At 69.3% G+C, this 23,594-nt stretch carries 25 protein-coding genes; 8 read left to right on the top strand and 17 right to left on the bottom strand.

The window, feature by feature from the left end; genetic code table 11:
- Positions 1–19: 19 nt before the first annotated feature.
- On the top strand, positions 20–1,288 hold the full coding sequence (locus G6R20_RS08510) for an FAD-binding oxidoreductase (protein ID WP_163376123.1): 1,269 nt from the start codon (positions 20–22) through the stop codon (positions 1,286–1,288).
- 36 nt (positions 1,289–1,324) lie between these two features.
- On the opposite strand, the gene G6R20_RS08515 is transcribed toward G6R20_RS08510, so the two are convergent.
- The gene (locus G6R20_RS08515) at positions 1,325–1,942 is read right to left on the bottom strand and encodes a TetR/AcrR family transcriptional regulator (RefSeq protein WP_163376124.1); all 618 of its coding nucleotides are present in this window, start codon (positions 1,940–1,942) and stop codon (positions 1,325–1,327) included.
- A gap of 117 nt (positions 1,943–2,059) precedes the next feature.
- Here G6R20_RS08515 and G6R20_RS08520 point away from each other — a divergent pair, with 117 nt between their 5' ends.
- Together G6R20_RS08520 and G6R20_RS08525 are read left to right on the top strand one after the other, a co-directional pair.
- Positions 2,060–3,436 (top strand): cytochrome P450, encoded by a 1,377-nt coding sequence (locus G6R20_RS08520; RefSeq protein WP_163376125.1) that lies wholly within the window; start codon positions 2,060–2,062, stop codon positions 3,434–3,436.
- Between the two features lie 88 nt (positions 3,437–3,524).
- Positions 3,525–4,079 carry a hypothetical protein gene (locus G6R20_RS08525; protein ID WP_067719124.1) on the top strand — a complete coding sequence of 185 codons (555 nt, stop codon included), beginning with the start codon at positions 3,525–3,527 and terminating at the stop codon, positions 4,077–4,079.
- A gap of 12 nt (positions 4,080–4,091) precedes the next feature.
- On the opposite strand, the gene G6R20_RS08530 is transcribed toward G6R20_RS08525, so the two are convergent.
- From G6R20_RS08530 to G6R20_RS08550, 5 genes are read right to left on the bottom strand one after another with little or no spacing between them, the layout of a single operon-like run.
- Complete coding sequence (locus tag G6R20_RS08530) at positions 4,092–5,426, bottom strand: APC family permease (RefSeq protein ID WP_067718784.1); 1,335 nt, start codon at positions 5,424–5,426, stop codon at positions 4,092–4,094.
- Positions 5,427–5,481: 55 nt separating this feature from the next.
- The gene (locus G6R20_RS08535) at positions 5,482–5,910 is read right to left on the bottom strand and encodes a ChaB family protein (protein WP_163376126.1); all 429 of its coding nucleotides are present in this window, start codon (positions 5,908–5,910) and stop codon (positions 5,482–5,484) included.
- A gap of 18 nt (positions 5,911–5,928) precedes the next feature.
- Positions 5,929–6,411 (bottom strand): hypothetical protein, encoded by a 483-nt coding sequence (locus G6R20_RS08540; protein ID WP_096906549.1) that lies wholly within the window; start codon positions 6,409–6,411, stop codon positions 5,929–5,931.
- Complete coding sequence (locus G6R20_RS08545) at positions 6,408–8,816, bottom strand: nitrate reductase (protein WP_240341349.1); 2,409 nt, start codon at positions 8,814–8,816, stop codon at positions 6,408–6,410. The genes G6R20_RS08540 and G6R20_RS08545 overlap by 4 nt, the downstream gene beginning before the upstream one ends.
- A gap of 7 nt (positions 8,817–8,823) precedes the next feature.
- Entirely contained in the window at positions 8,824–9,276 is a 453-nt protein-coding gene (locus tag G6R20_RS08550) for a DUF4383 domain-containing protein (protein WP_163376127.1), read from the bottom strand.
- Between the two features lie 159 nt (positions 9,277–9,435).
- Here G6R20_RS08550 and G6R20_RS08555 point away from each other — a divergent pair, with 159 nt between their 5' ends.
- From G6R20_RS08555 to G6R20_RS08570, 4 genes are all read left to right on the top strand, one after another.
- Positions 9,436–9,726 (top strand): metal-sensitive transcriptional regulator, encoded by a 291-nt coding sequence (locus G6R20_RS08555; protein WP_067718792.1) that lies wholly within the window; start codon positions 9,436–9,438, stop codon positions 9,724–9,726.
- Between the two features lie 68 nt (positions 9,727–9,794).
- On the top strand, positions 9,795–10,010 hold the full coding sequence (locus G6R20_RS08560) for a heavy-metal-associated domain-containing protein (RefSeq protein WP_007633030.1): 216 nt from the start codon (positions 9,795–9,797) through the stop codon (positions 10,008–10,010).
- A gap of 7 nt (positions 10,011–10,017) precedes the next feature.
- Positions 10,018–12,441, top strand: coding sequence for a heavy metal translocating P-type ATPase (locus G6R20_RS08565; RefSeq protein WP_163376128.1), 2,424 nt, complete (start codon positions 10,018–10,020; stop codon positions 12,439–12,441).
- A gap of 185 nt (positions 12,442–12,626) precedes the next feature.
- Positions 12,627–13,556, top strand: coding sequence for a TspO/MBR family protein (locus G6R20_RS08570; protein ID WP_240341350.1), 930 nt, complete (start codon positions 12,627–12,629; stop codon positions 13,554–13,556).
- A gap of 30 nt (positions 13,557–13,586) precedes the next feature.
- Here the strand turns inward: G6R20_RS08570 and G6R20_RS08575 are convergent, their stop codons facing one another.
- The 9 genes from G6R20_RS08575 to G6R20_RS08615 all read right to left on the bottom strand — a co-directional run bounded on the left by G6R20_RS08575 (position 13,587) and on the right by G6R20_RS08615 (position 21,303).
- Positions 13,587–14,240 (bottom strand): A24 family peptidase, encoded by a 654-nt coding sequence (locus tag G6R20_RS08575; protein ID WP_163376130.1) that lies wholly within the window; start codon positions 14,238–14,240, stop codon positions 13,587–13,589.
- A gap of 1 nt (position 14,241) precedes the next feature.
- Positions 14,242–15,150, bottom strand: a complete 909-nt coding sequence (locus G6R20_RS08580) for a type II secretion system F family protein (protein ID WP_240341351.1) — start codon at positions 15,148–15,150, stop codon at positions 14,242–14,244.
- A 69-nt stretch (positions 15,151–15,219) separates the two neighbouring features.
- The gene (locus G6R20_RS08585; RefSeq protein ID WP_163376131.1) at positions 15,220–16,164 is read right to left on the bottom strand and encodes a type II secretion system F family protein; all 945 of its coding nucleotides are present in this window, start codon (positions 16,162–16,164) and stop codon (positions 15,220–15,222) included.
- A complete protein-coding gene (locus G6R20_RS08590; RefSeq protein ID WP_163376132.1) occupies positions 16,161–17,666 on the bottom strand; it encodes a CpaF family protein in 1,506 nt (501 codons plus the stop codon). Before G6R20_RS08590 ends, G6R20_RS08585 begins: the two co-directional genes overlap by 4 nt.
- Complete coding sequence (locus tag G6R20_RS08595; RefSeq protein WP_163376133.1) at positions 17,663–18,895, bottom strand: AAA family ATPase; 1,233 nt, start codon at positions 18,893–18,895, stop codon at positions 17,663–17,665. Before G6R20_RS08595 ends, G6R20_RS08590 begins: the two co-directional genes overlap by 4 nt.
- A complete protein-coding gene (gene cpaB / locus G6R20_RS08600; RefSeq protein WP_163376134.1) occupies positions 18,895–19,614 on the bottom strand; it encodes a Flp pilus assembly protein CpaB in 720 nt (239 codons plus the stop codon). Before cpaB ends, G6R20_RS08595 begins: the two co-directional genes overlap by 1 nt.
- 10 nt (positions 19,615–19,624) lie before the next feature.
- Positions 19,625–20,569 (bottom strand): pilus assembly protein TadG-related protein, encoded by a 945-nt coding sequence (locus G6R20_RS08605; RefSeq protein ID WP_163376135.1) that lies wholly within the window; start codon positions 20,567–20,569, stop codon positions 19,625–19,627.
- A complete protein-coding gene (locus G6R20_RS08610; protein WP_163376136.1) occupies positions 20,557–20,949 on the bottom strand; it encodes a TadE family protein in 393 nt (130 codons plus the stop codon). The genes G6R20_RS08605 and G6R20_RS08610 overlap by 13 nt, the downstream gene beginning before the upstream one ends.
- A gap of 111 nt (positions 20,950–21,060) precedes the next feature.
- The gene (locus G6R20_RS08615; RefSeq protein ID WP_163376137.1) at positions 21,061–21,303 is read right to left on the bottom strand and encodes a Flp family type IVb pilin; all 243 of its coding nucleotides are present in this window, start codon (positions 21,301–21,303) and stop codon (positions 21,061–21,063) included.
- 445 nt (positions 21,304–21,748) lie between these two features.
- On the opposite strand from G6R20_RS08615, the gene G6R20_RS08620 reads away from it, so the two are divergent.
- Complete coding sequence (locus G6R20_RS08620) at positions 21,749–22,486, top strand: superoxide dismutase family protein (protein WP_163376138.1); 738 nt, start codon at positions 21,749–21,751, stop codon at positions 22,484–22,486.
- On the opposite strand, the gene G6R20_RS08625 is transcribed toward G6R20_RS08620, so the two are convergent.
- The gene (locus G6R20_RS08625; RefSeq protein ID WP_163376139.1) at positions 22,487–23,059 is read right to left on the bottom strand and encodes a peroxidase-related enzyme; all 573 of its coding nucleotides are present in this window, start codon (positions 23,057–23,059) and stop codon (positions 22,487–22,489) included. It abuts the gene before it with no gap.
- Positions 23,060–23,124: 65 nt separating this feature from the next.
- Positions 23,125–23,535 (bottom strand): PPOX class F420-dependent oxidoreductase, encoded by a 411-nt coding sequence (locus tag G6R20_RS08630; protein WP_275898241.1) that lies wholly within the window; start codon positions 23,533–23,535, stop codon positions 23,125–23,127.
- Between the last annotated feature and the right edge of the window lie 59 nt (positions 23,536–23,594).

Below are 23,594 nucleotides of genomic sequence, written 5' to 3' on the forward strand. Positions count from 1 at the left end.
GCGACCGTCCAGGGGACCCATGACCGCCGATCCCACCTACGACCACATCGTCATCGGCGCCGGGCCGATCGGCGCCGCGACCGCCCGGCACCTGGCCGAGCGGGGGGATTCCGTCCTGGTGATCGGCCCCGAGGAGCCCGCGGGCTTCGCCGACCATCAGGGCACGTGGGCCGGGCACTATGACCAGGGTCGGATGTGCCACGTTCTCGAGATCCCCGTGGTCACCGGGGTGCTCACCACGCGGTCGATCCGCCGGTTCCCCGAGCTCACGCGCCGCACAGGGGTCGAGTTCACGACCGGCGTCGAGTGCCTCTCGGTCAACCCCGCCGACGCCGCCGGTGACGCGGCCGGGGAGTGGTTCGACCGCGACGTCCTGGCCGCCAACGCCCGCGACCTGGGCGTCGACGTGCACCTCCTCGACGAGGAGGGCCTACGTCGGCGGTACCCCGCGGTGCGGTTCGAACCGGGCCACGTGGGCGTGGTGCAACCCGGCGGGATGATCGTCAACCCGCGGGCGCTGGTCCGTGCCGAACTGGCCGCCGCGTCGGCGGCGGGGGCGGTACTCGTCCGGGACGAGGTGGTCGCGCTCGAGGGCGGCGCGGGGGGTGGCGATGACAGCGGCGATGACGACGACAACAACGACGACAACAACCACAACGACGACGACAAGGTGGTCGTCACGGCCGGGGGAGTGCGACTGCGAGGTCGGTCGATCGTGCTCGCGCTCGGCGCCGCCGTCAACGCCTCCGGCCTGCTGCCGCGGCCACTGCAGCTGTTCACCCTCGGGGCGACCGTCGTGCTGGTGGAGGTCGACGATCCGGGCGGGATCGACCTGCCCGCGACGATGTATCTCAAGCATCGCGACGGCGCGCAGCAGTTCGGCGGAGTGGTGATGCCGCCGGTTCGGTACCCGGACGGTCGCTGGTACCTCAAGGTCGCCGGCAGCAGTGTGCGCGAGACGCCCCTGGGCTCTGCCGAGGAGATCGCGTCCTGGGTGCGGACCGGCGGCGCCTCCGCGGACGTCGACGACGCGCTGGCGGTGTTGACCGATCTCCTGCCCGGCGTCCGCCTGGGGCGGGCGCACACGCGCCCGTGTCTGGTGTGCGCCACCAGTACCAACCACCCCTACATCGACCGTGTGGACGACCGCACCGTTCTGGCGGTCGAGGGAGAGCGGGGTGTCATGGCCGCGGACGAGATCGGCCGACTCACCGCGGATCTCGCCGCCACGGGGAGGTGGACGGATCCGCTGCCCCGGGACGTGTTCCGTGCCCGGTGGGCGGCGTAGCGGCGGGGAAGTCGTCGACTGTGGTCGGCCGGCGGGTCAGGCGTGCATGCCCACGGTGAACCACCGGGTCGCCTCGTCGACGATGTCGTCGATGCTCGCGCTGGTCTCGGATTGGAGCCAGGCGGTGATGAGTTCGCCCAGGCCGCCCACCAGGAGGCGGGCGCTGATCTCGTCCCGGGGGGTGGGCAGGGCGCGGTCCCCGAACAGTGTCCGGGCCTGGGTCACGACGAGGGCCGCGAAGTCGCGGTACAGCTCGTGGCGGCGCTGGCGGAGGGTCGGGACGGTGGCCGACTCGATGATCGCGACCCGTCCCTTGCGGGGGTCGTCGGTGAGTAGTGCCGCGAAGGCGGCCAGGGCGGCGTGGGCCCTGGCCGCGGCGTCGCCCTCGGTGTCGGAGAGTGCGGCCAGGACGGCGGTACGGACCTGGTCGGCGATCTCGTCGACGAGGGCGAGGAGCAGCTGGTCACGGGCGGTGAAGCTCTCGTAGAAGTAGCGCTCCGTCAGGCCGGCCTCCGCGCAGATCGCCGTCATCGTCGTCCGCTCGACACCGCGGGTGCCGACGAGCTCCAGGGCCGCGTCGAGGAGTTGGCGCCGGCGGGATGCGCGCCGCTCCTCCGCGCTGACGCCTCGGTAGCGGCGCGGGGTCGCGTTCATCCCTCAATCTTGACAGGGCCCCCTGTCTGATTCAAACTCGTTCCAAACTGACAGGACCGTCTGTCAGACAGGTGGTGGGGCCGTCGCGAACGGACGTCTCCACTCGGAGGTCAGGGGATGCTCGTGACACGAACGCTGGCGAAGGCACCGATGGACAGTGGGCTGGCTCCGGTCCCGGGAGACGGTGGTCTACCGCTCCTCGGTCACGGTCTGGACTACCTGCGGGATCCCATGCGGCTGTGGGAGAAGCGCTACCACCGGTACGGGCCGGTCTCGTGGTTCCGCGCGTTCGGGACGAGGATCGTGGCGCTGCTCGGGCCGGAGGCGTCGGGAGTGGTCCTCCAGAACCGGGACAAGGCGTTCGCCAACGGCGAGGCGTGGCAGTTCCTCATCGGGCCGTTCTTCGACCGCGGCCTGATGCTCCTGGACTTCGACGAGCACATGGCCCACCGCCGCCTCATGCAGGAGGCGTTCACCTCCGACCGCCTCGCCAGGTACGCGGCAGCGATCGACCCGGCGGTCCGCACCGCCGTCGAGCAGTGGCAGCCGGGGGAGCGCGTGGAGGTCTATCCCCGGCTCAAGCAGTTGACGCTGAACCTCGCGGTGGAGGTCTTCATGGGCGGCGCCCCCGGCGCCAGCCAGGCGCGCCTCGATCAGGTCAACGCCGCGTTCATCGACTGTGTCCAGGCGGCGACCGCGCTCGTGCGGTACCCCGTGCCGGGCGGGCGTTGGCACCGCGGCCTGGTTGGTCGACGCCGGGTGGAGGAGTTCCTCCGCGAATACCTGCCGGCCAGGCGGGCGGGCGACGGCGACGATCTGTTCTCCGTGCTGTGCCGGGTGGAGGTCGACGGCGAGCGGTTCAGCGACGACGACGTCATCAACCACATGATCTTCCTGCTCATGGCCGCGCACGACACGTCCACCATCACCATCTCGACGATGATGCAGTACCTGGGCCAGCACCCCGAGTGGCAGCAGCGGTGCCGCGAGGAGTCCCTGGCGATTCCGGGCGACACGATCAGCTATGAACAGCTCTCGCAGTTGAGGTCGCTGGACCTGGTGATGAAGGAGTCGCTGCGCCTGGTGTCGCCGGTGCCCACGATCGCGCGCACGGCCGTCAAGGACACCGAGGTGCTGGGTCACTTCATCCCGGCGGGGACGATGGTGGCGATCGCCCCCTACTTCACCCACCACCTCGAGCAGTACTGGCCCGATCCGGAGGTCTTTGACCCCGGCCGGTTCTCCGACGAGCGCCGCGAGGACAAGGTCCACCGTCAGGCGTGGCAGCCCTTCGGCGGCGGCGTGCACAAGTGCATCGGCATGCACTTCGCCGGCGCCGAGGTCTCACTCGTGCTGCATCACCTGCTGCGCACCTTCGAGTGGCACGTCGACCCGGACTATACGGCCCCGATGGACATGAAGTCGCTGCCGTTCCCGAAGGACGGGCAGCCGATCCGTCTGCTGCGGCGGGCCGGAAATTCAGAGAACTCATAGCCGCAGGGGTAGCGAAAGGTGTCATATCAACATAGTCTGTGGTGTACCTCACATACCGCATGTGGGACAACACGGAAGGGTGATCATCATGGCTGCTCACGCGACCCACGCTCCCGAGCCGGTGGCCTCCACGGACGGCACGCCGGCCAGGAGGAAGAAGGCGATCCCGATCATCCAGAGCCGCATCGGCGCCCCGGTCGCCTTCGTCGGTCTGGCGATCGCCCTGCTCAGCCTCTACCTGCCGTGGGTGACCGGCGGCGGGCAGTCGCTCTCCGGCCTCGTGCTGCCCGAGGTGCTGGGGCTGAGGGAGATCACCCCGGTGAACTTCCTCGGCCTGGTGGCGCTGTCGTTCCTCACCGTGGTCACGCTCGTGGCCCGGCTCGGCATCTTCGCGATCCTCAACGCCGTGACGGCGGGGCTGGTCCTCATCGCCCACCTCGCGTTCATGTGGGTGCTGTACGGCTCCACGGGCACGGCGGACCCGATCCTGTCGGGGCTGTCCGCCGAGGCGTCGGTCGCCTATGGGCCGTACGTCGCCATCGTCGGATTCGTGCTGGTGATCGTGGGTTCCGCGGCGGCCGCCGTGTCGGCCGAGTATCTGCTGCCCGACCGTGCGGAGGCGAGGCACCGCGACCGCGACTGACGGGCGCGCCGTTCACGCCCCGGCGTGTTCGTGCTCGTCCCCCTCGCGATCGTCATCGCCGCGGCGCCTGACGGTGACCCACTGCGCGGCGAAGATCGCGAGGGCGACGCCCGCCGTCAGGGCGATGGTCAGCGGATCCGACCCCGCCTTGAGAGCGACGAAGGGGACCAGTACGGCCAGGTCGAGCACGATGGCGACGCACGGGATCCACACGGTGGCGTCGACCTCGTCCCGGAGTCGGCGGATGACGCCCAGGTGGATGGCGATGTCCATCGTCAGGTAGAGGATCGCGCCGAGGGCCGCGATCCTGGACAGGTCGAAGAAGGCGGCCATGAGGATCGCCAGGCCCGCGGTGATGTAGAGCGACTGGTGGCCTTCCCGGCCCGGCAGCCCCGGGGCCTGCCCCATGTCCCGGAGCATGTCGTAGAGCTTCGAGACGGAGAACAGGCTCGCGATGAGTCCCGACAGGGTCGCCACGACCGCCACGATCACGGTGAGGCGCACTCCCCACGGGCCGAAGAGCGGCGCGGCCGCTTCCGCGAGCGCGTAGTCACGGGCCTCGACGATCTGCGGCACGCTCAGGCTCCCGCTGACCGCGACGACGATCAGGAGGTAGAGCATCGTGCACAGGGCGATGGAGATGAGGATGGACCTGCCGAGGTTGCGTTCGGGCCTGCGCAGGTCGGCGCCGTGATTGGTGATCGTGGTGAAGCCCTTGTAGGCGAGGATCGTCAACGCCACGGCGGCCAGGAATCCGGCCCACCCGTGATCCGGCGGGGTGCGGTCACCGGCGTCGACCAGCCGGGACAGTGACCCCACGCCGGTGGCGAGGATCCCGGCGATGGCCAGCGCGGCGATCCCGCCGATCTTGACCGCGGCGGTGATCATGGCCGAGCGTTCCACCAGTCGGTTGCCCACCAGGTTCACGGCCGCGGCGGAGGCGATGGCGAGAACGGCGAGGACCGGCACCCATATGCCCGGGTCGCTGACGTCGAAGGCGCGCAGGAGGTAGGTGCCGAAGGTCCTGCCGAGGAGGGACTCGGCGAGGATCATCGACACGTACATGAACAGGGAGAACGAGCCGGCGACCACGCCGGGGCCGTACGCGGCCTTGAGCAGCATGGCGATTCCGCCGGACGACGGGTTGGTCGCCGAGTACCGGATGTACGAGTACGTGCTGAACAGCACGACCACCGCGCCGGCGAGAAACGCCCACGGCATCCACCCGCCGGCCAGCTCGCCGACCTGGCCGACCAGCGCGAAGATGCCGGCGCCGATCATGACCCCCGTGCCCAGCGCCACTGAACCGGTGAGTGAGAGTGATTTCCGGTCACTGGTGTGGTTCATTCTGTGGTCACATCCTCGGTGGGGCAGGGGCGGGGCGGTCCTCCTCCTGCCGGGCTCACGAGTCGTCTCGGCTCTCCCTCGTCTTCCGGTCGATGGCCTTGCGCAGCGCCTCCACGAGCTCGTCCTTCGTCATGTCGGAGCGGCCCTCGATGTCGAGCCGCTGCGCCTGCTCGTAGAGGTGGTCCTTGCTGGCGTTGGCGTCCACCCCGCCCTTCGACTCTCCGGAGGGGTTCGGGCCGCCGCTCTCCGAGCGTGAATCCGAGGGTCCCTTGCCGTCCTTGGGCTCCCAGTGGTCGCCCACCTTCTCGTGCGTGTGCTTGACGGCGCTCCAGGCGGTCCGCGCGACACGGGACTCGTCGCTGTACTCCTCCTCCGCCGAGTCATAGGCCTTGGCGAAGGTGTCCTTGGCCTTCTGGTCGCTTCGCTGCAGCGTCGAGGGCAGCTCGCTGTCCTTCGCGTTCCCGTCGCTGTCTGTCTTCGGCATGGCGATTCCTCTCGTTTGTCAGCTCACCAGGATCTGGGTGGCGGTCTCTTTGAGCTTGGCCTGGGCCCATGTGGCCTGGCGCGTGGTCTGGGGTTGGCATTTCTCCGCGACTTCGAGAAGGTCGCGGTGCCGTAGGCCCTGCGCGGCCTGGGCGATGAGGAGCCAGTCCATGGCGACCCCGGAGGCCTCCATGTAGACGGTCCGTAGGTCCTCGAGCAGGAGCAGCTCCGGGGTGTGGTGTCTGCCGAGCAGTTCGCTGCCCTTCTCCCGCGCCCGTTCGGCCAGTCCGAGTTCGAGTCGGGGGGCGGGGTCGAGGTCCTGGCCGTAGTCGCCACCGATCCGGGCGATCCCGGCGATGTGGCTGCGGGACCAGCCCACCAGGTCCCGTGCGACGTGGTAGATCTCATGATCGACCTTGTGGCGCTCGGAAACCTGCAGAAGTTTGTGCGCGAGCCCGACCTCGGAGCGGTGTAGTTCGCGGAGAACGGGTCCGAGCCTCATGTCGGGCCTCCTGTCGATACGCGTGTCGGGCGGCCACGGGAGGTGGTGTCGCGGTCGGCGACCCGGGCGATGCGTGCGGCGGCGGTCTTGAAGATCGGCTGTTTGGAGGCGGGGTCCCAGTCCGTGGGGGTCAGCTCGTTGGCCGCGGTCCCCACGGCGTCGCCCTCTGGTCCGGCACTGTCGCCGGTGTCCCAGTAGCCGTAATGGAACGGCAGGAAGATCACTCCCGGTCGGATCCCGGTGATCCGGGCGGCCGCCCGCACCCGTCCGCGGGGGGTGGCGATCTCCGTGAGGTCTCCCTCGGTGATGCCGGCGGCCGCGGCGTCGGTGGCGCAGATCTCCACCCACACCTGCGGGGCGGCGGTTTGCAACTCGGGGGCTCTGCCGGTTTTGGTGCGGGTGTGGAAGTGGTAGATGGTCCGGCCCGTGATCAGCTGCAGGGGGAAGTGCTCGTCGGGCGGTTCGTGCGCGGGGAGGTATTCCGCGCCCTTGAGCATCGCCTTGCCCTCCGGATTCATCGCCTTGTACTCGGTGGCGTCTTTCGGGGCTCCGGTGACCAGGTCGCGACCGTAGTTCTCGCAGTAGTCCGGGTCCGCCCAGAATCTGCCGTCGGAGTAGAGGCGCTCGGTGCCGTCGGGGTTGTCGTCGTTGCACGGCCATTGGATACCGGAGCCGCCGCGCAGTCTGTCGTAGGTCAGTCCGGTGTAGTCGCACGGCCGGCCGGCGGTGCAGTCCTTCCACGCTTCGAACGCCGATTCGGGGTCGTGCCACTTGATCAGCGGCTCGCCGTCCTTGTCCTTGAGCCCCAGGCGGTGGGCGAAGTCGATGAAGATGTCCAGGTCGGCCCTGGCCTGGCCGGGCGGATCGACGGCCTTCTCCGACAGGTGCACGGTCCGGTCGGTGTTGGTGAACGTGCCGGTCTTCTCGCCCCATGTGGCGGCCGGCAGGACGACGTCGGCGAGCCTGGCGGTCTCGGTGAGGAAGATGTCCTGCACCACCAGTGTCAGTCGTTCCTGGGACAGGATCGAGCGGATGCGTGTGAGTTCCGGCAGGGAGACGGCCGGGTTGGTGCCGCTGACCCACAGCAGCCGGATCGAACCGTCCTCCACATACCGCATCATCTGCATGGCGTGGGTGGGTGCCGAGTAGTGCGGGATGTCCATCGGGTCGACGTTCCACACCCGGGCCAGGTCCTGCACGTGCGAGGTGTTGGACCAGTTCCGGAAGGCCGCCAGGTCGCCGTCGGCGCCACACTCACGGGTGTTCTGGGCGGTGGGCTGGCCGTTCATCTGCAGCACGCCGCACCCGGGCCGGCCGAGCATCCCGCGCAGCAGGTGGATGTTGTTGACCTGCACAGCGGCCGCGGTGGCCTGGTTGGACTGGTAGAAGCCCTGGAGCACCGTGGACATCAGCCGCTCGGCGCCCCCGATGAGCCGGGCGGCCCGGCGGATCTGCTCGGCCGGAACGTCACAGATCTCGGCCACCCGCTCCGGCGGGTAGTCGGCGACCTGCTCGGCCAGTGACGAGTATCCGACCGTGTGCTGGTCGATGTAGTTGCGGTCGATGTGGCCGGCGTCGAGCAGTTCGTGGATCAGGCTGTTCATCAGCGCCAGGTTGGTGCCCGGCCTCGGTGTCAGATGGATAGTGGCGTGTTCGGCGACCGGGGTGGGGCGTGGGTCCACGCACAGGATCGCGGGCGGGTCGTCCCCGGCCAGGCGATCCAGGATCCGCATCCAGGTCACGCTCTGCGTCTCGGCCATGTTGTGTCCGTAGAGGCAGATGACGTCGGCGTGGTCGATGTCGGCGTACGAGCCGGGCTGACCGTCACATCCGAAGGACGCCTTGAGTGCCGCGGCGGCCGTCGCGGTGCACAGCCGGGTGTTGCCGTCGACGTGGTTGGTGCCGATGCCACCGTGGGCGATCACACCGAGGGTGTAGTACTCCTCGGCGAAGAGTTGCCCGGTGGTGTAGAAACCGATCGCGCTGGGGCCCTGCTCGTCCAGCAACTCGGTGGTCCGGCCGACGACCCGGTCCATCGCCGTGTCCCAGTCGGTCTCCACCAATACGCCGTTCTCGCGTACCAGCGGGCGGGTCAGCCGGTCCGGTGAGGAGTTCGCCTGCCAGCCGTAGAGGTCCTTGACCCCCAGCCGGCCCCGATTGACCCGATCCTCTGCACGTCCACGCACCCCGCAGATGCGGTCGTCCTTCACGGCGATGTCCAGTCCGTCGCCGTTGGAGTGCAGGATCGACGCCGTCTGTACCCAGCGGTCGACATCCGCCTCGGCCATTCCGTCGGCCAGGTAGGTGTCCACTCGGACCGGCCACTGCTCGCCGGGGCCGTAGGGGGTGCGTTCGCCCCACGGGTGAGTGACCCGATCGGGCGTCGAGTCGCTGCCGGGTGTCATGGTGCTCCTAGGCTCGGCGCGGCTGCCCGCGGTGGAGGAAGGACAGGGCGACCATGGCGAGGCCCAGGATCAGGTGCAGCCAGTTGTCGGCCGTGTTGAGCGGCACGAAGTTGGCCGCCGAATCGTGGCCGATCACCAGGCCATAGACCCACAGGGCCAGGTAGACGATGCCGCCGGCCAGTAGGTAGATACGAGCCTGTGGGGCGGTCCGGGACATCAGGATCCCGACGACGCCGTAGAGCAGGTGGACGATGTTGTGGAGGATCGACACCTGGAACAGGCCCAGCAGCATGGCCTCGGATTCGTGGCCGGCGAACTGCATGGTGTCGTACGCGGCGGTGATCCCGGGGATGAAGCCGGCGATCCCCACGAGCAGGAACACCACGCCGAAGGCGAGGGCTACGTACTGGACGGGGGAGCGGTGCCGGGCCGGGCGAGCGGTCTGGGTCGTGTCCGTCATGAGTCCATTCCTTTCTCGACTGATCGACATCGGAAGTGACGCTGTCCCGACCTTAAACAGCAGGGGCCGGATTGAAAACCGGTGCCGGGGGTCGGAGCGCTCGTCGGAGAACGCGATCCACCGTTGCAGCACTTACCCTAGGGGGGTACCGTATGTGCCATGGCCGAGCATGGATACACCCCGCACAAGGAGGACCACCTCAAGCGGCTGCGCCGCATCGAGGGTCAGGCCCGCGGGCTGCAACGGATGGTCGAGGAGGACAAGTACTGCATTGACATCCTCACGCAGGTCTCCGCCATGACCCGGGCCCTGCAGTCCGTCTCGCTGAGCCTGCTCTCCGAGCACCTCGGGCACTGCGTCGCCGGCGCCATCGAGAACGGCAGCCCGGAGGAAGCCGAGGCCAAGCTCGCCGAGGCCAACGCCGCCATCGCCCGCCTGGTCAGGTCCTGATCACCGCGCCGACTGATCGCGGGCCCCGACAGTCACCGCACACCCACCACCCGAACGAGGAGAACACCATGTCCGCCACTGCCACCTACACCGTCTCCGGCATGACCTGCGGCCACTGCGTCGCCTCCGTGACGGAGGAGGTCTCGGAGATCTCGGGAGTCACCGAGGTCGAGGTCGATCTGGAGTCGGGTCGCCTCGTCGTCGTCTCCTCCGACCCGGTCGATCCCGCGGCGGTCCGCGCCGCCGTGGACGAGGCCGGGTACACAGTCACAGCGCAGGAGTGAGCACCCCATGACCACCACCGACAGCCGGGACACGGCGCCCTCCGCCGGGACCACCTTGGTCGAGCTGCAGATCGAGGGCATGACCTGCGCCTCGTGCGCCAACCGGATCGAGCGCAAGCTCAATAAGCTCGACGACGTCACCGCCGAGGTCAACTACGCCACAGAGAAGGCCCGCGTCCGTATCCCCGAGGGCCTGCAGCCGCAGCTGCTGCTCGACACCGTCGAGCAGGCCGGGTACCACGCACAATTGCCGCGGCCCCGGAACACTCAGCCCCGCACGTCCGCGCCCGGCGCTGACGGTTCCGCGGCCGACGCCGGGCGGTCGACCGGCCACGCCGGCAACGCCACCGACGACACCGCCGCGCCCGACCGGGTCGACGAGTTGCGCCAGCGTGTCATCATCTCCGCCGTCCTGTCGATCCCCGTGATCGCGATGGCCATGGTCCCGGCGCTGCAGTTCACCAACTGGCAGTGGCTCTCGCTGACGCTGGCCGCCCCGGTCATCGTGTGGGGCGCGTGGCCGTTCCACCGCGCGGCCGCGATCAACCTGCGCCACGGCGCGTTCACTATGGACACGCTCGTGTCGCTCGGCACGTCCGCGGCGTTCCTCTGGTCGCTGTACGCCCTGTTCTTCGGCCACGCGGGCATGCCCGGGATGACCCACGGGTTCGAGTTCAGCCTCTCGCCCAGTGACGGCGCCGGCGACATCTACCTCGAGGCCGCGGCCGGGGTGACCACGTTCATCCTGCTGGGCCGCTACTTCGAGGCGCGGTCCAAGCGCACGGCGGGCGCCGCATTGCGGTCGCTGCTCGAGCTGGGCGCCAAGGACGTCGCCGTGTTGCGCGGCGGTGTTGATGGTGGGCGTGTGGAGACCCGCATCCCGGTGGAGGATCTGCAGGTCGGCGACGAATTCGTCGTCCGCCCCGGCGAGAAGATCGCCACCGACGGCGAGATCGTCGACGGCGCCTCAGCGGTCGACACGTCGATGGTCACCGGCGAGTCCGTACCCGCCGAAGTCGGTCCCGGCGACGCCGTGGTGGGCGGCACCGTCAACGCCAGTGGCCGCCTGACCGTGCGCGCCACCCGCGTCGGCTCCGACACCCAGCTCGCGCGGATGGCGCAGATGGTGGAGGACGCCCAGTCCGGCAAGGCCGCCGCGCAGCGCCTCGCCGACCGCATCTCCGGGATCTTCGTCCCCGTCGTGCTGGTGCTGGCCGTGGCGACGTTCGCGTTCTGGATGCTCACCGGCGGTGGCGCGACCCTGGCGTTCACCGCCGCCGTGGCGGTGCTCATCATCGCCTGCCCGTGTGCGCTCGGCCTGGCCACGCCGATGGCGCTGATGGTGGGCACCGGCCGCGGCGCGCAGCTGGGCATCCTCATCAAGGGCCCCGAGGTCCTGGAGTCCACCCGCAAGGTCGACACGATCGTCCTGGACAAGACCGGCACCGTCACCACCGGGCAGCACGCGCTGGTCTCTACGACTGTGGCGGCCGATGAGGATCGCGCAGAGGTGCTGCGCCGCGCCGGGGCCGTGGAGGACGCCTCCGAGCACCCCATCGCCCGCGCCATCGCCGCCGGCGCCCGCGAGGAGGTCGGCGACCTGCCGGACGTAGCGGACTTCGCCAACCACGAGGGTCTGGGGGTGTCGGGGCGCGTCGGCACTGCTCCCGGGCGCGCGGCCGCGGAACCCGCTGTCGATGGTTCCTCCGGGGCCGACGACGACGAGGTGGTCGTCGTGGGCCGTCCCGCCCTACTGGCTGAGCGGAACATGCAGTTCTCGCAGGAACTGGACAGCGCGATGGCCGAGGCCGCCCGGGCTGGCCAGACCGCGGTCGCGGTGGGCTGGGCCGGGAGGGCCCGCGGGGTCCTCGTGGTGGCCGATCAGATCAAGGACAGCTCCGCCGAGGCCATCGAGAAGTTCCGCGAGCTGGGTCTCACCCCGATCCTGCTCACCGGGGACAACGCCGCGGTGGCCGCCTCGGTGGCCGCCGAGGTCGGCATCGACCCCGGCCCCCAGACGGTGATCTCCGAGGTCATGCCGGCGGACAAGGTCGATGTGGTCCGCCGGCTGCAGGCCGAGGGGCGCGTGGTGGCGATGGTCGGCGACGGCGTTAATGACGCTGCCGCCCTCGCCACCGCCGACCTGGGCCTGGCGATCGGGACCGGCACCGACGCGGCGATCGAGGCATCCGACCTCACGCTGGTGCGCGGGGACCTGCGCTCGGCGGCCGACGCGATCCGACTCTCGCGGAGCACGCTCGGCACCATCCGAGGGAACTTGTTCTGGGCGTTCGCTTACAACGTCGCGGCGCTCCCGCTGGCCGCGGCGGGGCTGCTCAACCCGATGATCGCGGGTGCCGCGATGGCGTTCTCCTCGGTGTTCGTGGTGGCCAACAGCCTGCGCCTGCGGAGGTTCCGCGCGACCGTCTGACCGAACCCGCCCGGCCGCCCCTCCCCTCCAGATCCGCTACTCCGAATCGGCATCCGCTAGTCCAATTGGGCTCGCCGATCCCGATTCGGAGTAGCCGATTTCGCGGCTGGGGGCGGTCGGGGCGGGCCCCGACACCGGCTGCACCGTCGGGTGTCGCGTGGTTCGGTGGAGTTATGAGCTCTCACATGACTCCCGCGAGCGACAGCCGGGCGAGCGGTAACCCCGCTGGCCGTGGCCGAGCGACAGGCCCCGGGCCCGCCGGTGTGCCGGGCGGGCCCGCCGACGCCGGCGGACCCGGTGAGCTGGGCGCCCCCACCGGCTGGGCGCTGCCCATCATCACCCTGCTGGGGGCCGCCGCCGCGATCGTGGCCGCGTTCATCGGCAGCGGAGCGCTGGGCGGGACCCCGATCGCCGAGGCCGCCGGTGGCGTCCTGTCCGCCGACGCGACCCCGGTGGCTCCCGCCGGGTCGGCGTTCAGCATCTGGAGCGTGATCTACCTCGGGCTCGCCGCGTACGCGATCTGGCAGCTCACCCCGGTGGCCCGGCGCTCCGCCCGGCAGGCTGCGCTGAGGCCGTGGGCCCTGGCCTCGGTGCTGCTCAACGCAGCGTGGGTCTGGTCGGTGCAGCTCGAGCTGATCCTGGGCTCGGTGATCGTGATCGTGCTGCTGCTCGCGGTGTTGATCCGCATCATGTTCATCCTCGGTGCGCCGCGCATCGGCGGGGTGATCGAGACCGTGGTCACGGACGACACGTTCGGCCTGTACCTCGGCTGGGTGTCGGTGGCGTTCTTCGCCAATACATACGCGTGGCTCGCGAGCGCGGGGGTCGACGTGGTGACCGAGGTGCCATTCGGGATCGTCGGCATCGTCGTGGCCGCGGCTGTCGGCGTGGCGACCGCGCTCATCAGTGGCGGGCGCATCCCGCCGGCGCTGGCGACGGCTTGGGGTCTGGCGTGGGTGGCATACGGCCGCACCTCGGGCGAGCATGAATCGGCCGCCCTGGTGTGGACTGCTGCGATCTCCTCGGTCGTGGTGGTCGTGGTCGCCCTCGTCCGGCGACTCACGGTCCGCAAGCGGCAGCCACGTGGTGCTGCCGAGGTCGGGCGCACGGCTTAGCGGGCCGCCGGGCCTAGCTTGGTCCGGGCGTCAGCCCGCCAGCGCCGCAGAGCGCACGGCCCAGTAGGCGGCGCCGACGACTGCGCCGATCACCATGGCCGGGCCGAACGCGATGCCGCTCTTGGCCCCCACCCGACCCGCGGCCAGCAGTATAAGTGCGACGGTGGCGTTGATGACGAACGCGGCGAGCGTCCCTGCCAGCACGGCCGGCCAGCCCAGCCAGCCGAGGAACGCGCCGAGCACGCCCGAGAGTTTGACGTCCCCCAGGCCGAGACCGGACGGGTTGATGAGCGCCAGCACGAAGTAGAACGCGAGCAGCGCCGCCGCGGCGGCGGCGGCCCGGCCGAGCGAACCCCAGACGTCGAACATCGCGGCCGTCACCGCGAGCCCGCCGAACACGATGGGGTACAGCGGGAGGACGATCTTGTCGGGCAGTCGGAAGACCGCGAGGTCGATCGCGATCAGCAGCGCGCATCCCACGGCCAGCGCAGCGAACGTCACCAGGTCGGCCCAGCCCAGAGCCAGATACGCGGCTCCGAAGCCGCCGGCCGCCGCCAGCACCACGTGCAGGCCGCTGCGCAACCACCGGGAATTGGACTCGGCGAGGGACCGCATCCACCGTCCGAGCACCGCTGCAACCCCACCGGATGCGACGGCCGCGGCCGCGGCGATCACGAAGAGCATGTCAGGAGAACGCCTCCATCATGTTGATCGCGGTGGGTCCGAGCAGCACGATGAACAGTACGGGCAGGATGCATGTCAGGAGCGGGAAGATCACTTTGACCGGCACCTGCTGGGCCTTCTCCTCGGCGCGCTGGCGCCGCTTGAGCCGCATCTCGGCGGCCTGGGTGCGCAAGACGTCGGCGACGGAGATGCCGTAGGCGTCGGCTTGGATGATGGCGCGGACGAAGCGCCGCAGGTCGGGAACGTCGGTCCGCAGGGCAAGCGATTCGTACGCAGTGCGGCGTAGTTGGCCCACCTGGATCTCCTGCAGGGTGCGGATGAGTTCCTGGGCGAGCGGGCCGGTGCCGTTGCGGCCGGCGCGGGCCATGGCGGCATCGAAGCCGAGGCCCGCCTCCACCGCGATGGTCATCTGGTCGAGGGTGTCGGCCAGCTCGAGCTGGATCTCGTCGTTGCGCTCCTGGCTACGGCTGCTGAGGAGTAGCTCGGGCAGGAAGTAGCAGACGGCGGCCGTCCCCAGCGTCAGGAGCAGGAGGAGCGGCTCCGGGTTGGCCCGCAGTAGCGCCAGGCCCAGCAGGATCACGACGAGGGGCACGACGATCTTGGCGATCACCAGGCGCGGAAGGGACCAGCCCGTGGGCCGTCCGGCCCGGATGGTCAGCCTCTCGAGCCTGCGGATGGTGCCTGCCGGCGTGAGTCGGCGGGCGAACTCGTACAGGCGACTGCGGGAGTCGTCGTCGTCGACCCCCGTGAGGTCCACGGGTGCAGCGGCGTATCCCTCGTCGATCCCCCGGCGGAGGTTGGCGACGGTGCGCGCGCGGACGGTGTCACGGCCGGCGAATACCGCGAAGGCAAGCATGAACATCGACGCGGTGAGGACGAACACGGCCACCGCGGCGGGCAGTGAACTCACGCGGGGCTCCTTTCGAAGGGCGAGAGGGGAGGGGGAGGAGGGGCGGCTCTGAGGGAGGAGCCGACCCTGTCAGAACTTAATACGGACGACTTTGCTCAGCCAGATGCCGCCGATAATCAGCATCACGACGCCGGCCGCGATCATTCCCCAGCCGAGCAGGCTCTGGGTGAGCACGCCGATGTAGGACGGGTTGGAGATGAAGAGGAACCCGCCGATACCGAACGGCAGCGCCATGAGGACGTACGCCGACAGCTTCCCTTCGGCGGCGAGCGCTGCCACCTGCCGGCGGATCTGGTTGCGTTCGCGGATGGTGTGGCCCACGGCGTCGAGAACCTCGGCGAGGTTGCCGCCGACCTCGCGGTTGATCGCGATGGCCTGGGTGACCCACACGAAGTCCTGGCTGCCCATCCGGTTGGCGGTCTCCTCCAGGGCGGGGCCGAGGTCGCGGCCGACGCGGGTCTCGTTGATGATCCGCGCGAACTCCTCGGACGTAGGTTGTTCGGCTTCGCGTGCGACGGAGGCCAGCGCCTGCAGCATGGAGTGTCCGGCGCGCAGGCTGCTGGACATGAGCTGCAGGGAGTCGTCGAGTTGGTCGGCGAACTTGGCGCGACGGCGGGCGGCGAGGATCTGGAGAAGGGCGTAGGCACCCGCGGGAGCGAGAAGTGCCAGGAACGCGCCCATCAGCGGCCCGACGAGGATGAGGCCGAGGGCGAACGCGACGATCGAGGCGACGACGACGAGGAAGACGTAGTCCTGGAGCCCCATGCGGACTCCGGCGCGTTCGAGCTGGCCGGCTCCGGTGGTCCCGCGGCGGCGTAGGAGGGAGTCGATCGCCTCGGTGGCGGCAGTGGCCGCGCGGCTGATCGGCCCGGGGCCCTCGGCCATGCCGGGGCGTCGGCGATCTCGGGGTATCCGCCCCGGCGCGGGGGAGAGGATGAGGTAACCGCCCGTGAGCAGCGCGAGCGTGAGGGCGGCGATCGCGAACCCTGCGGGGGACAATAGCGTCTGGCTCATCGGATGGATCCGGGGTTCTCGGTGGTCGCGCCGAACACGCGCGGCGACAGGGTGATGCCGAGTTCGTTGAACCGGTCGGTGAAGCGAGGCCGGACGCCGGTGGCCTGGGGCTTGCCGAGGAACTTGCCGTCGGGGCCGAGGCCGGCGGAGTAGTCGAAGAGGAAGGCGTCCTGCAGGGTGACGGTCTGGCCCTCCATGCCTTGGACCTCGGTGACGGCGGTGACGCGGCGGGTGCCGTCGCGGAGCCGGGTGAGCTGGATGATCACGTCGACGGCGGAGGCGATCTGCTCGCGGATGGCGCGCAGGGGTAGGTCCATGCCGGCCATGAGGACGAGTGTCTCCAGTCGGGCGATGGCGTCACGTGGCGAATTGGAGTGGACGGTGGAGAGTGACCCGTCGTGGCCGGTGTTCATGGCCTGGAGCATGTCGAGGGTCTCTCCGCCGCGGACCTCGCCCACGACGATGCGGTCGGGCCGCATACGCAGCGAGTTACGCACCAACTCGCGAATGGTGATCTCGCCGCGGCCTTCGATGTTGGCCGGGCGGGACTCGAGACGGACCACGTGATCCTGCTGGAGCTGCAGCTCCACGGCGTCCTCGATGGTGACGATCCGCTCGCCCTCGGGGATGTAGGAGGACAGGACGTTGAGCAGGGTGGTCTTGCCGGAGCCGGTGCCGCCGGAGACGATGATGTTGAGCCGTGCCTCCACGCAGGCCTGCAGCAGTTCGGACATTTCCGGGGTGAGGGTGCCGAACCGGATGAGGTCGTGCACCTTGAACGGATCCTTGGAGAACTTCCGGATGGTCAGCGAGGAGCCGTTGACGGCCAGCGGCGGGATGACGGCGTTGACGCGCGAGCCGTCGGCGAGTCGGGCGTCGACCAGCGGGGACGACTCGTCGACGCGGCGGCCGATGCGGGAGACGATCCGCTCGATGACCTGCCGGAGGTGTTCCTCCGAGGCGAACCTGGAGGGATGGCGGGTGAGCTGGCCTGCGCGTTCGACGAAGATCATGTCGGGGCCGTTGACCATGATCTCGGTGATCTCCGGGTCGTCGAGCATCTTCTCGAGTGGGCCGTGGCCCAGCACGTCGGCCTGCACGTCGGTGATCAGACGCACCCGCTGGTCGCTCGTGAGTGGGACCGTCTCGTCCTCGACGACCTTGTTGAGCTCGCTCCGCACCATCGCGTGGAGCTGCTCCTCGGTGAGCGACGGGTTGTTCAGGCGAGCACCGATGCGCTCGAACAGAGCGCTGGCCGCGCGTTCCTTGAGGGCGACCAGCGGATCGACAGTGGGATCGTCGGCGGGTGCGCTCCCCGCGGTCTTCGTGGACGGAGTGTTGGTGGCAGTGGCCGGCTTCGTCGTCGTCCCCGTCGGAACGACCACGGTCGGCGTCGAGGGGGGCGCGGCGGGGGCCGACGATGCAGCGTTGGACGCGGGCGCGTCGCTGTCGGTGGCTCCCGGGGCGAACCGGGCGGCGCGGAGGCGTTCGGACAGGCTCATGCCTTCACCCGCTTCCGGCGGAGTCGGTGCCGACCACCTTCGGCGGCCAGTACGGCCGTCGCGGTGGGGCGCATGGGGGCGGGGGTGAACCGGTCGACCAGCTTGCGCAGTTGCTTGGCCATCGCATCGCGGCCGTCGCTCTGCAGAAGGGGGACTCCCTGGTTGACCGACACAGGGACCGCCTTGCTGCGGGGGAGGACCAAGTCGACGCCGGTGCCGATGGTGGCCTCGACATCGGCTTTAGTCAGCCCGCTGCGGGGGTCGGCGAAGTTCACCACGACGTGCCGCTTCTCGAGGTTCAGCCCCAGGTCGCGCAGGATGTTCAGCTCCTTGCGCAGACCGCGAACCCCGGGCACGTCGAGGCTGGTCAGCGTGACCAGTTCGTCGGCTTGGTCGATCGCGGCGAGGGCGTGGTCGTCGAGTCCGGGGGCGGTGTCCACCACGACGTACCGGAACTCCGAGGCCAAGGTCTTCAGGAGTTGGGCTACGTCGGCGGCGGTGATGTCGTCGGCGTCGGCGGGTGAGGTCGGCCCACATACGGCGTAGAGGCCGGTCTGATGCTGGGTGAGGAAGGTCTTGAGGACCATGGAGTCCCGCACAGCCGGGCCGCGGACCACGTCGAGGAGGGTGTGCTCGGGGTCCAGGTTGAGGGCGCTGGCCACGTCGCCGAACTGCACGTCGAGGTCGACGATCACTGTTGAGAGGGGGGCTGTCCGGGCGAGGCCGACTGCCAGATTGGTGGCGACAGTCGTTTTGCCCACTCCGCCCTTGGGGGAGACGACGCTGATGACGCGGCCGCGAGTGCTGGCGTTCCCGCTCATGGCAGGGTCGCCCGGCCCCTGGGGAGCGGTCGAGGCGGCGATCTGTGCGGCCCTACCGAGCACCGCAGCGAGCTCGCCGACCTCGGCGTCGGGGTGAACCACGTCGCACGCGCCGGCCCGTAGGGCGGCGAGGGCGAAAGTGTCGGGATGCTCGCTCACCAACACCACGGCCATTCCGGGGCACTCGGCGGCGAGGCGGGACGAGAGCTGCAGTGCCTCGTTGCGGCCGGCGGCGGTGTCGATCACGACGACTTGGGGGATGGCGACGCCTGGCCCGAGCTGCTGGAACAGCTGTGACGGGCCAGTCGGCAGGGGGCTGCCGGCGATCACTGAGATCGGCTCGCCGGTCGCGGTGGCGACCCTCCCGCGGAGGTCAGCGGAATCGGTGGCGATCAGTACGCGGCTCATCAGTAGAAGTCCCTCGAATCGACCTTGTCAGTGCCGTCCTGCGGAACGGTGGAGTCCTCGAGGGACAGCCAGATGCTCCCGTGCTCGGCCGAGAACACGACCGATTGGGCTTGGTCAGTAGTGAGCGCCATCGTGATCATGGCGCCGCTCTCCGGCACGGGTGCCGCGTCGGGGTTCTCGATCCCTTTGTTAGGTTGAGTCGCACCGAGTCCGCCCTGGACGCGGGTCACGAGAATTTTCCGGAGGACGAGGTGGGTCGATCCGTCGTCAAGGGTGACAAACACGCCCACCGTGTCTCCGGGGGTCACGGTGCCACCGACGACCCGCGGTGCGTCAAGCGGGATGGTCACCTGGTGGTAGCCCTCTGGGACCGGGATTCCTCCGAACCGCTCTAACGACTGGCGGGTGACGAATCGGGCGCCCAGAACCTGCTCGCCAGGCTGGAGGTCGGTCGCGGCAACGCGGCCGACCACCTCTGCGAGTGACCGGACGGCATCGGGACCGACCGCAGCCTTGGGTAGGCGCTCGGTGGTCACCGATGCGGCAACTTCTTCGGCAGGTGTCCCCTGGGCGATGGGTGCGGATACGACCAGCACCTCGATCGGATCCATGTTCGCTATTGCGCGGCTGTCGGCGTTGTTGACGTAGCTGACGAGCAGCACTGCGCCGAGGATCGCGAGTACGCCGGCTGCAATGGCCGAGACGAGGCGTCGGTTCATTGGTCTCTCACTAGTCGGGTAGTAGAACGACGGCGGCGGCGCCGAGATCGGGCCCACCCGGTCCGTAGTCGAAGTCGGGGTCTTCCTGGAGCATGGTGGTGAAGTAACCGCTGATGCACCGCTGGCTTCCCCCGCAAGGCGGGTTCCAGCTTTGGCCGGAGAAGTGGTACCCGGTTACTGTGAACGCCGCGTAGCCGTACACCATGTACCAGGCGCCCCTCCCCTGCCCGCCTTTCTCATCCGGGTCGGCGTCGTCGAAGATCGGCACGAGGATCGTTCGGTCGCGGATTGTCGAGAGATCGCAGTGCTTTGCCGTGTTGCCCGGTTCGCTCTCGGCGCGGGTGCCGATCCGCGTTGTGGCGTTGCAGCTTTTCTTGACGTCGGTCTCCAACCAACCGAAGCCGCCGGGAAGGTACGTCGGAGAGCCGTCCACGGAGTCCGTGCATGTCCCCGCCGGCGTGGTGACGATCACCTGCTCTCGGCCCGACGGGCGCCCGTCCACAGAGTATTTGTTGAAGTCGCAGAGGGAGAAGATTATTGGCAGCGCAGACGTGCCGCCTGTCGGGGAGCCCCAGCCCGCCGTGGCAGAAGCCATGAGCTCTGTAGAGTCGACGCCCAATACCGGAGCAAACCAATGTTGCCGGACTGCCGAGGTGTGAACAGTGACTCGCCCGGAGTCTTCTGTGGGGACCGGGTCGACCTTCGCAACTGCGGCCCCCGAGTTGCTATTGAGCGTTGCCAATGACTGCGCGGTGTCCGCTGGCGCTCCGCAGTTCTTACGAGCGCAGTCCTGGGCGATTGCGAGCGCAGCTGCGTCCGCGCCGGTCTGGAGCTGCTGCCTCTCGGCATGGGTGGCCGCTATGTCGAGGGATATGGCGGTGAATCCGAGGAGAGGGATGAGGAGGATCGCGATGAAAACCGCGATCGCCCCGCGATCATCATCTAACCGAAGCATCGCATGGTCCCCTTCCCGGTGAGGATGAAGTCGTCGATGGGAAGAAACCCCGAGACCAGAGAGAACGGGTACTCGATCGTGACCGAGGCGAGCCCGGCGCCCGTCAGGGCGGACGAGCAGCCGGCAGTCGGGGTGACGGTGATGTCGGCATTGGCGAGGTCAAGGGGGCTAGCAGAAGTCTCCGCCGCCGCGATCGCGGCGGCGGAGCTATCCTGCAGTGCCATCACCCGGACGCCGTCTCTTGCAGCATTGGAGAGGGTGGTCTGAACGTGGTACGCGCGGCCGAATTCGAGGATTCCGATGACCAGGAGCACGAGGACTGGCAGCACTAAGGCGAACTCAACTGCTGCTGCTCCGCGGTCACGTGAGGGCGTGAACATTGCGGGTCCTGCCGGGAGGGGGGTCGGGGGTCTGAATCGAGGTGGTAGAGGGGGTGGGACTGGTTCCGGCGCAGCACCAGTGATGAGTGCTGCGCCGGGACCGGGCCAGGTTTATTCGACCACGGGAGGGGCAGCCGCGCCGGCGCCGGCCGGGTTGGCCACATCGTCAGCGACGCCCTGGAACAGGCCCTCTAGGTTGTTGCCAAGCGCAAGGACCGCCACAATGATGATCACCGCGATGAGCCCGACCATCAGGCCGTACTCCACGGCGGTCGCGCCGCGGTCCTTGCGGTTCTCGAAGCGATCGTCGAGGAACGCCTGGAAGGTGGCCATGAGGGCATAAACCTGGTTCATGATGAACCCTTTCTTGCGAGGGATTGAGCCGGTGGCTCGAGGGGGAGGGACGCCCCCTCCGCTGTCGGAACAGTCTGTGATGGGGCTGAGAAGAGTATGCACCCGCTTCTCAGGTTGTGCAAGCGTTCAGATATGTTTGCGTGATGAACTTCATAGTCAGCGCGCATTTGCCGTGCTCGCGGGCCCTTCTCCTGCGAGATGGTGACCAGCGCAACGGGTCTCGGAGGCGCCGGTCTGCCTGCTCGAGCAGAACATCAGGACGTCGGTCCGTTAGTGCGGCTGCGAGGTGAACGACACCTGAGTAAGAAAAGCAAGTGACTTCTTACTTTGTGGTAGGGGCCGCCGGTGTGTGATCTGCCAGCGAAAATGCGTGCCGCAGACGCGGTTGCACGTCGGGTCCGCCTCGGTACCGTCACCCTCACGACGCCGTCCGAGGAGGTTCTTGATGACCGCACGCACCGTGTCCACCGCCCGCCGCGCCCGGAGGGGTTCGACCTTCGTGGCCCTGTCCGCAACCGCGCTCCTGCTAGCCTCATGCGGCACCGGAGAGGACTCTCCAGCCGCAGGGGGCGACGTCACGCCACAGGACGGCGCGGGCAACACGTCCGAGACCAGCACCTCCGAGACCAGCACCTCCGACACCACCACGCAGACGTCCGGCGAGAACACCGGCGGCCAGGCGTTCGCGACCGCCGAGCTGGTGAATCCCAAGGGCGAATCGCGGGGTATGGCCGAGTTCGCGGAGGCCGATGGCGGCACGCTCATCACGGTCAACGCGACCGACCTGGAGCCTGGCTTCCACGGCCTGCACATCCACGGCACGGGCTTGTGCGAGCCCGACAGCGAGAACCCGACCCAGCCGGGCAAGCGGGGCGCGTTCCTTTCCGCCGGCGGCCACCTGGCCGGTCCCGGCGGCGAAGCCGGCCATCCCGAGCACGCCGGGGACCTGCCGACCCTCTACGTGACCGAGGACGGCACGGCCCGGATCGTCACGCTCACCGACCGTCTGGACCGCGACCTGCTCCTGGACGAGGACGGCTCGGCCGTGATGGTCCACGAGAACTCGGACAACCTCGCCAACATCCCCGAGCGCTACGCGCCCGAGGGGGCCGACGAGGAGACGCGCAACGCCGGCGACGGCGGGAGCCGCATCGCCTGCGGGGTGGTCGCCGAGGAGGGCTGACTACTTCTGCCGCGGCACCCGGCCCATGAGGTAGAACTCCGGGTTCGGGCGCATGTCGGTGGCGTTGGCCAGCCGGTTGCTCAGCCCGAACAGCCCGGTGATCGCGGCGATGTCCCAGGCGTCCTCGTCGTCGAGGCCGTGCTCGTGCAGGGCGGCGAAGTCGGCGTCGCCCAGTTCGTCGGAGTGCAGGTTGACCTTGGTCGCGAAGTCGCAGATCGCCCGCTCGCGCGGGGTGAGGTCGGCCTTGCGGTAGTTCACCGCCAGCTGGTCGGCGAGCATCGGCGCCTTCTTGACGATTCGCAGGATCGCCCCGTGCGCCACCACGCAGAACAGGCAGCTGTTCTGCCCGGAGATGGTCACCACGATCATCTCCTTGTCCGCCTTGGACAGGTTGCCCTCGCGCTCCATCAGTGCGTCGTGATAGGCGAAGAACGCCCGCGACTCGGCGGGGCGGCGCCCGAACATCAGGAACACCTCGGGCGCGAACCCGGCCTTCTCCTGCTCGGCGAGGATCCGCTCGCGCAGGTCGTCGGGCAGGTCGTTGAGCTCGGCGAGGGGATAGCGGTCCGACATGGGGGTCTCCGGGGCGTAGACGGGCGAGGGGTCGCCTCAGCGTAGGACGCGCGCCCCACCCGCGCTCAGGACTCGCGGAGCTGCCCCCACACGTGGACGTGGTCGATCTCCACCCACGCGTCCACGCGGGCGCGGTCGCGCACCGGGTACGGCTCGCCGGTGTAGTGCGTGCTCAGGGCGTCGATGCCGGACAGGTCCGGGTCGTCGGCGATCTCCACGACCCGCCCCTGGATGCTCGCGTGGGTGTACCAGTCCTCGGACGCGATGACGGACAGTGCCACCCGCGGGTCGCGTCGGAGGTGCTGCAGCCGCACCCGGTCGGCGTCGAGGTTGAGGTGGATCCGGTCGCCCTCCACAAGTCGGTACCAGGTCGGCACGGTGACCGGGGAGCCGTCCTTGCGCAGCGTCGCCATGACGGCCGGGTTGGGTGCGAGCAGGACGGCGCGGGTGTCGTCGTCCAGGCGGGAATCGGTCACGGCGGGGATCCTTCCATCGGCGTTGCGGTCCGCCCCCAGTGTGCGCCGCCCGACCGCGA

Origin of the sequence: Dietzia sp. Alg238-R159 (assembly GCF_900537145.1) — a bacterium.
Taxonomy (GTDB): domain Bacteria; phylum Actinomycetota; class Actinomycetes; order Mycobacteriales; family Mycobacteriaceae; genus Dietzia; species Dietzia kunjamensis.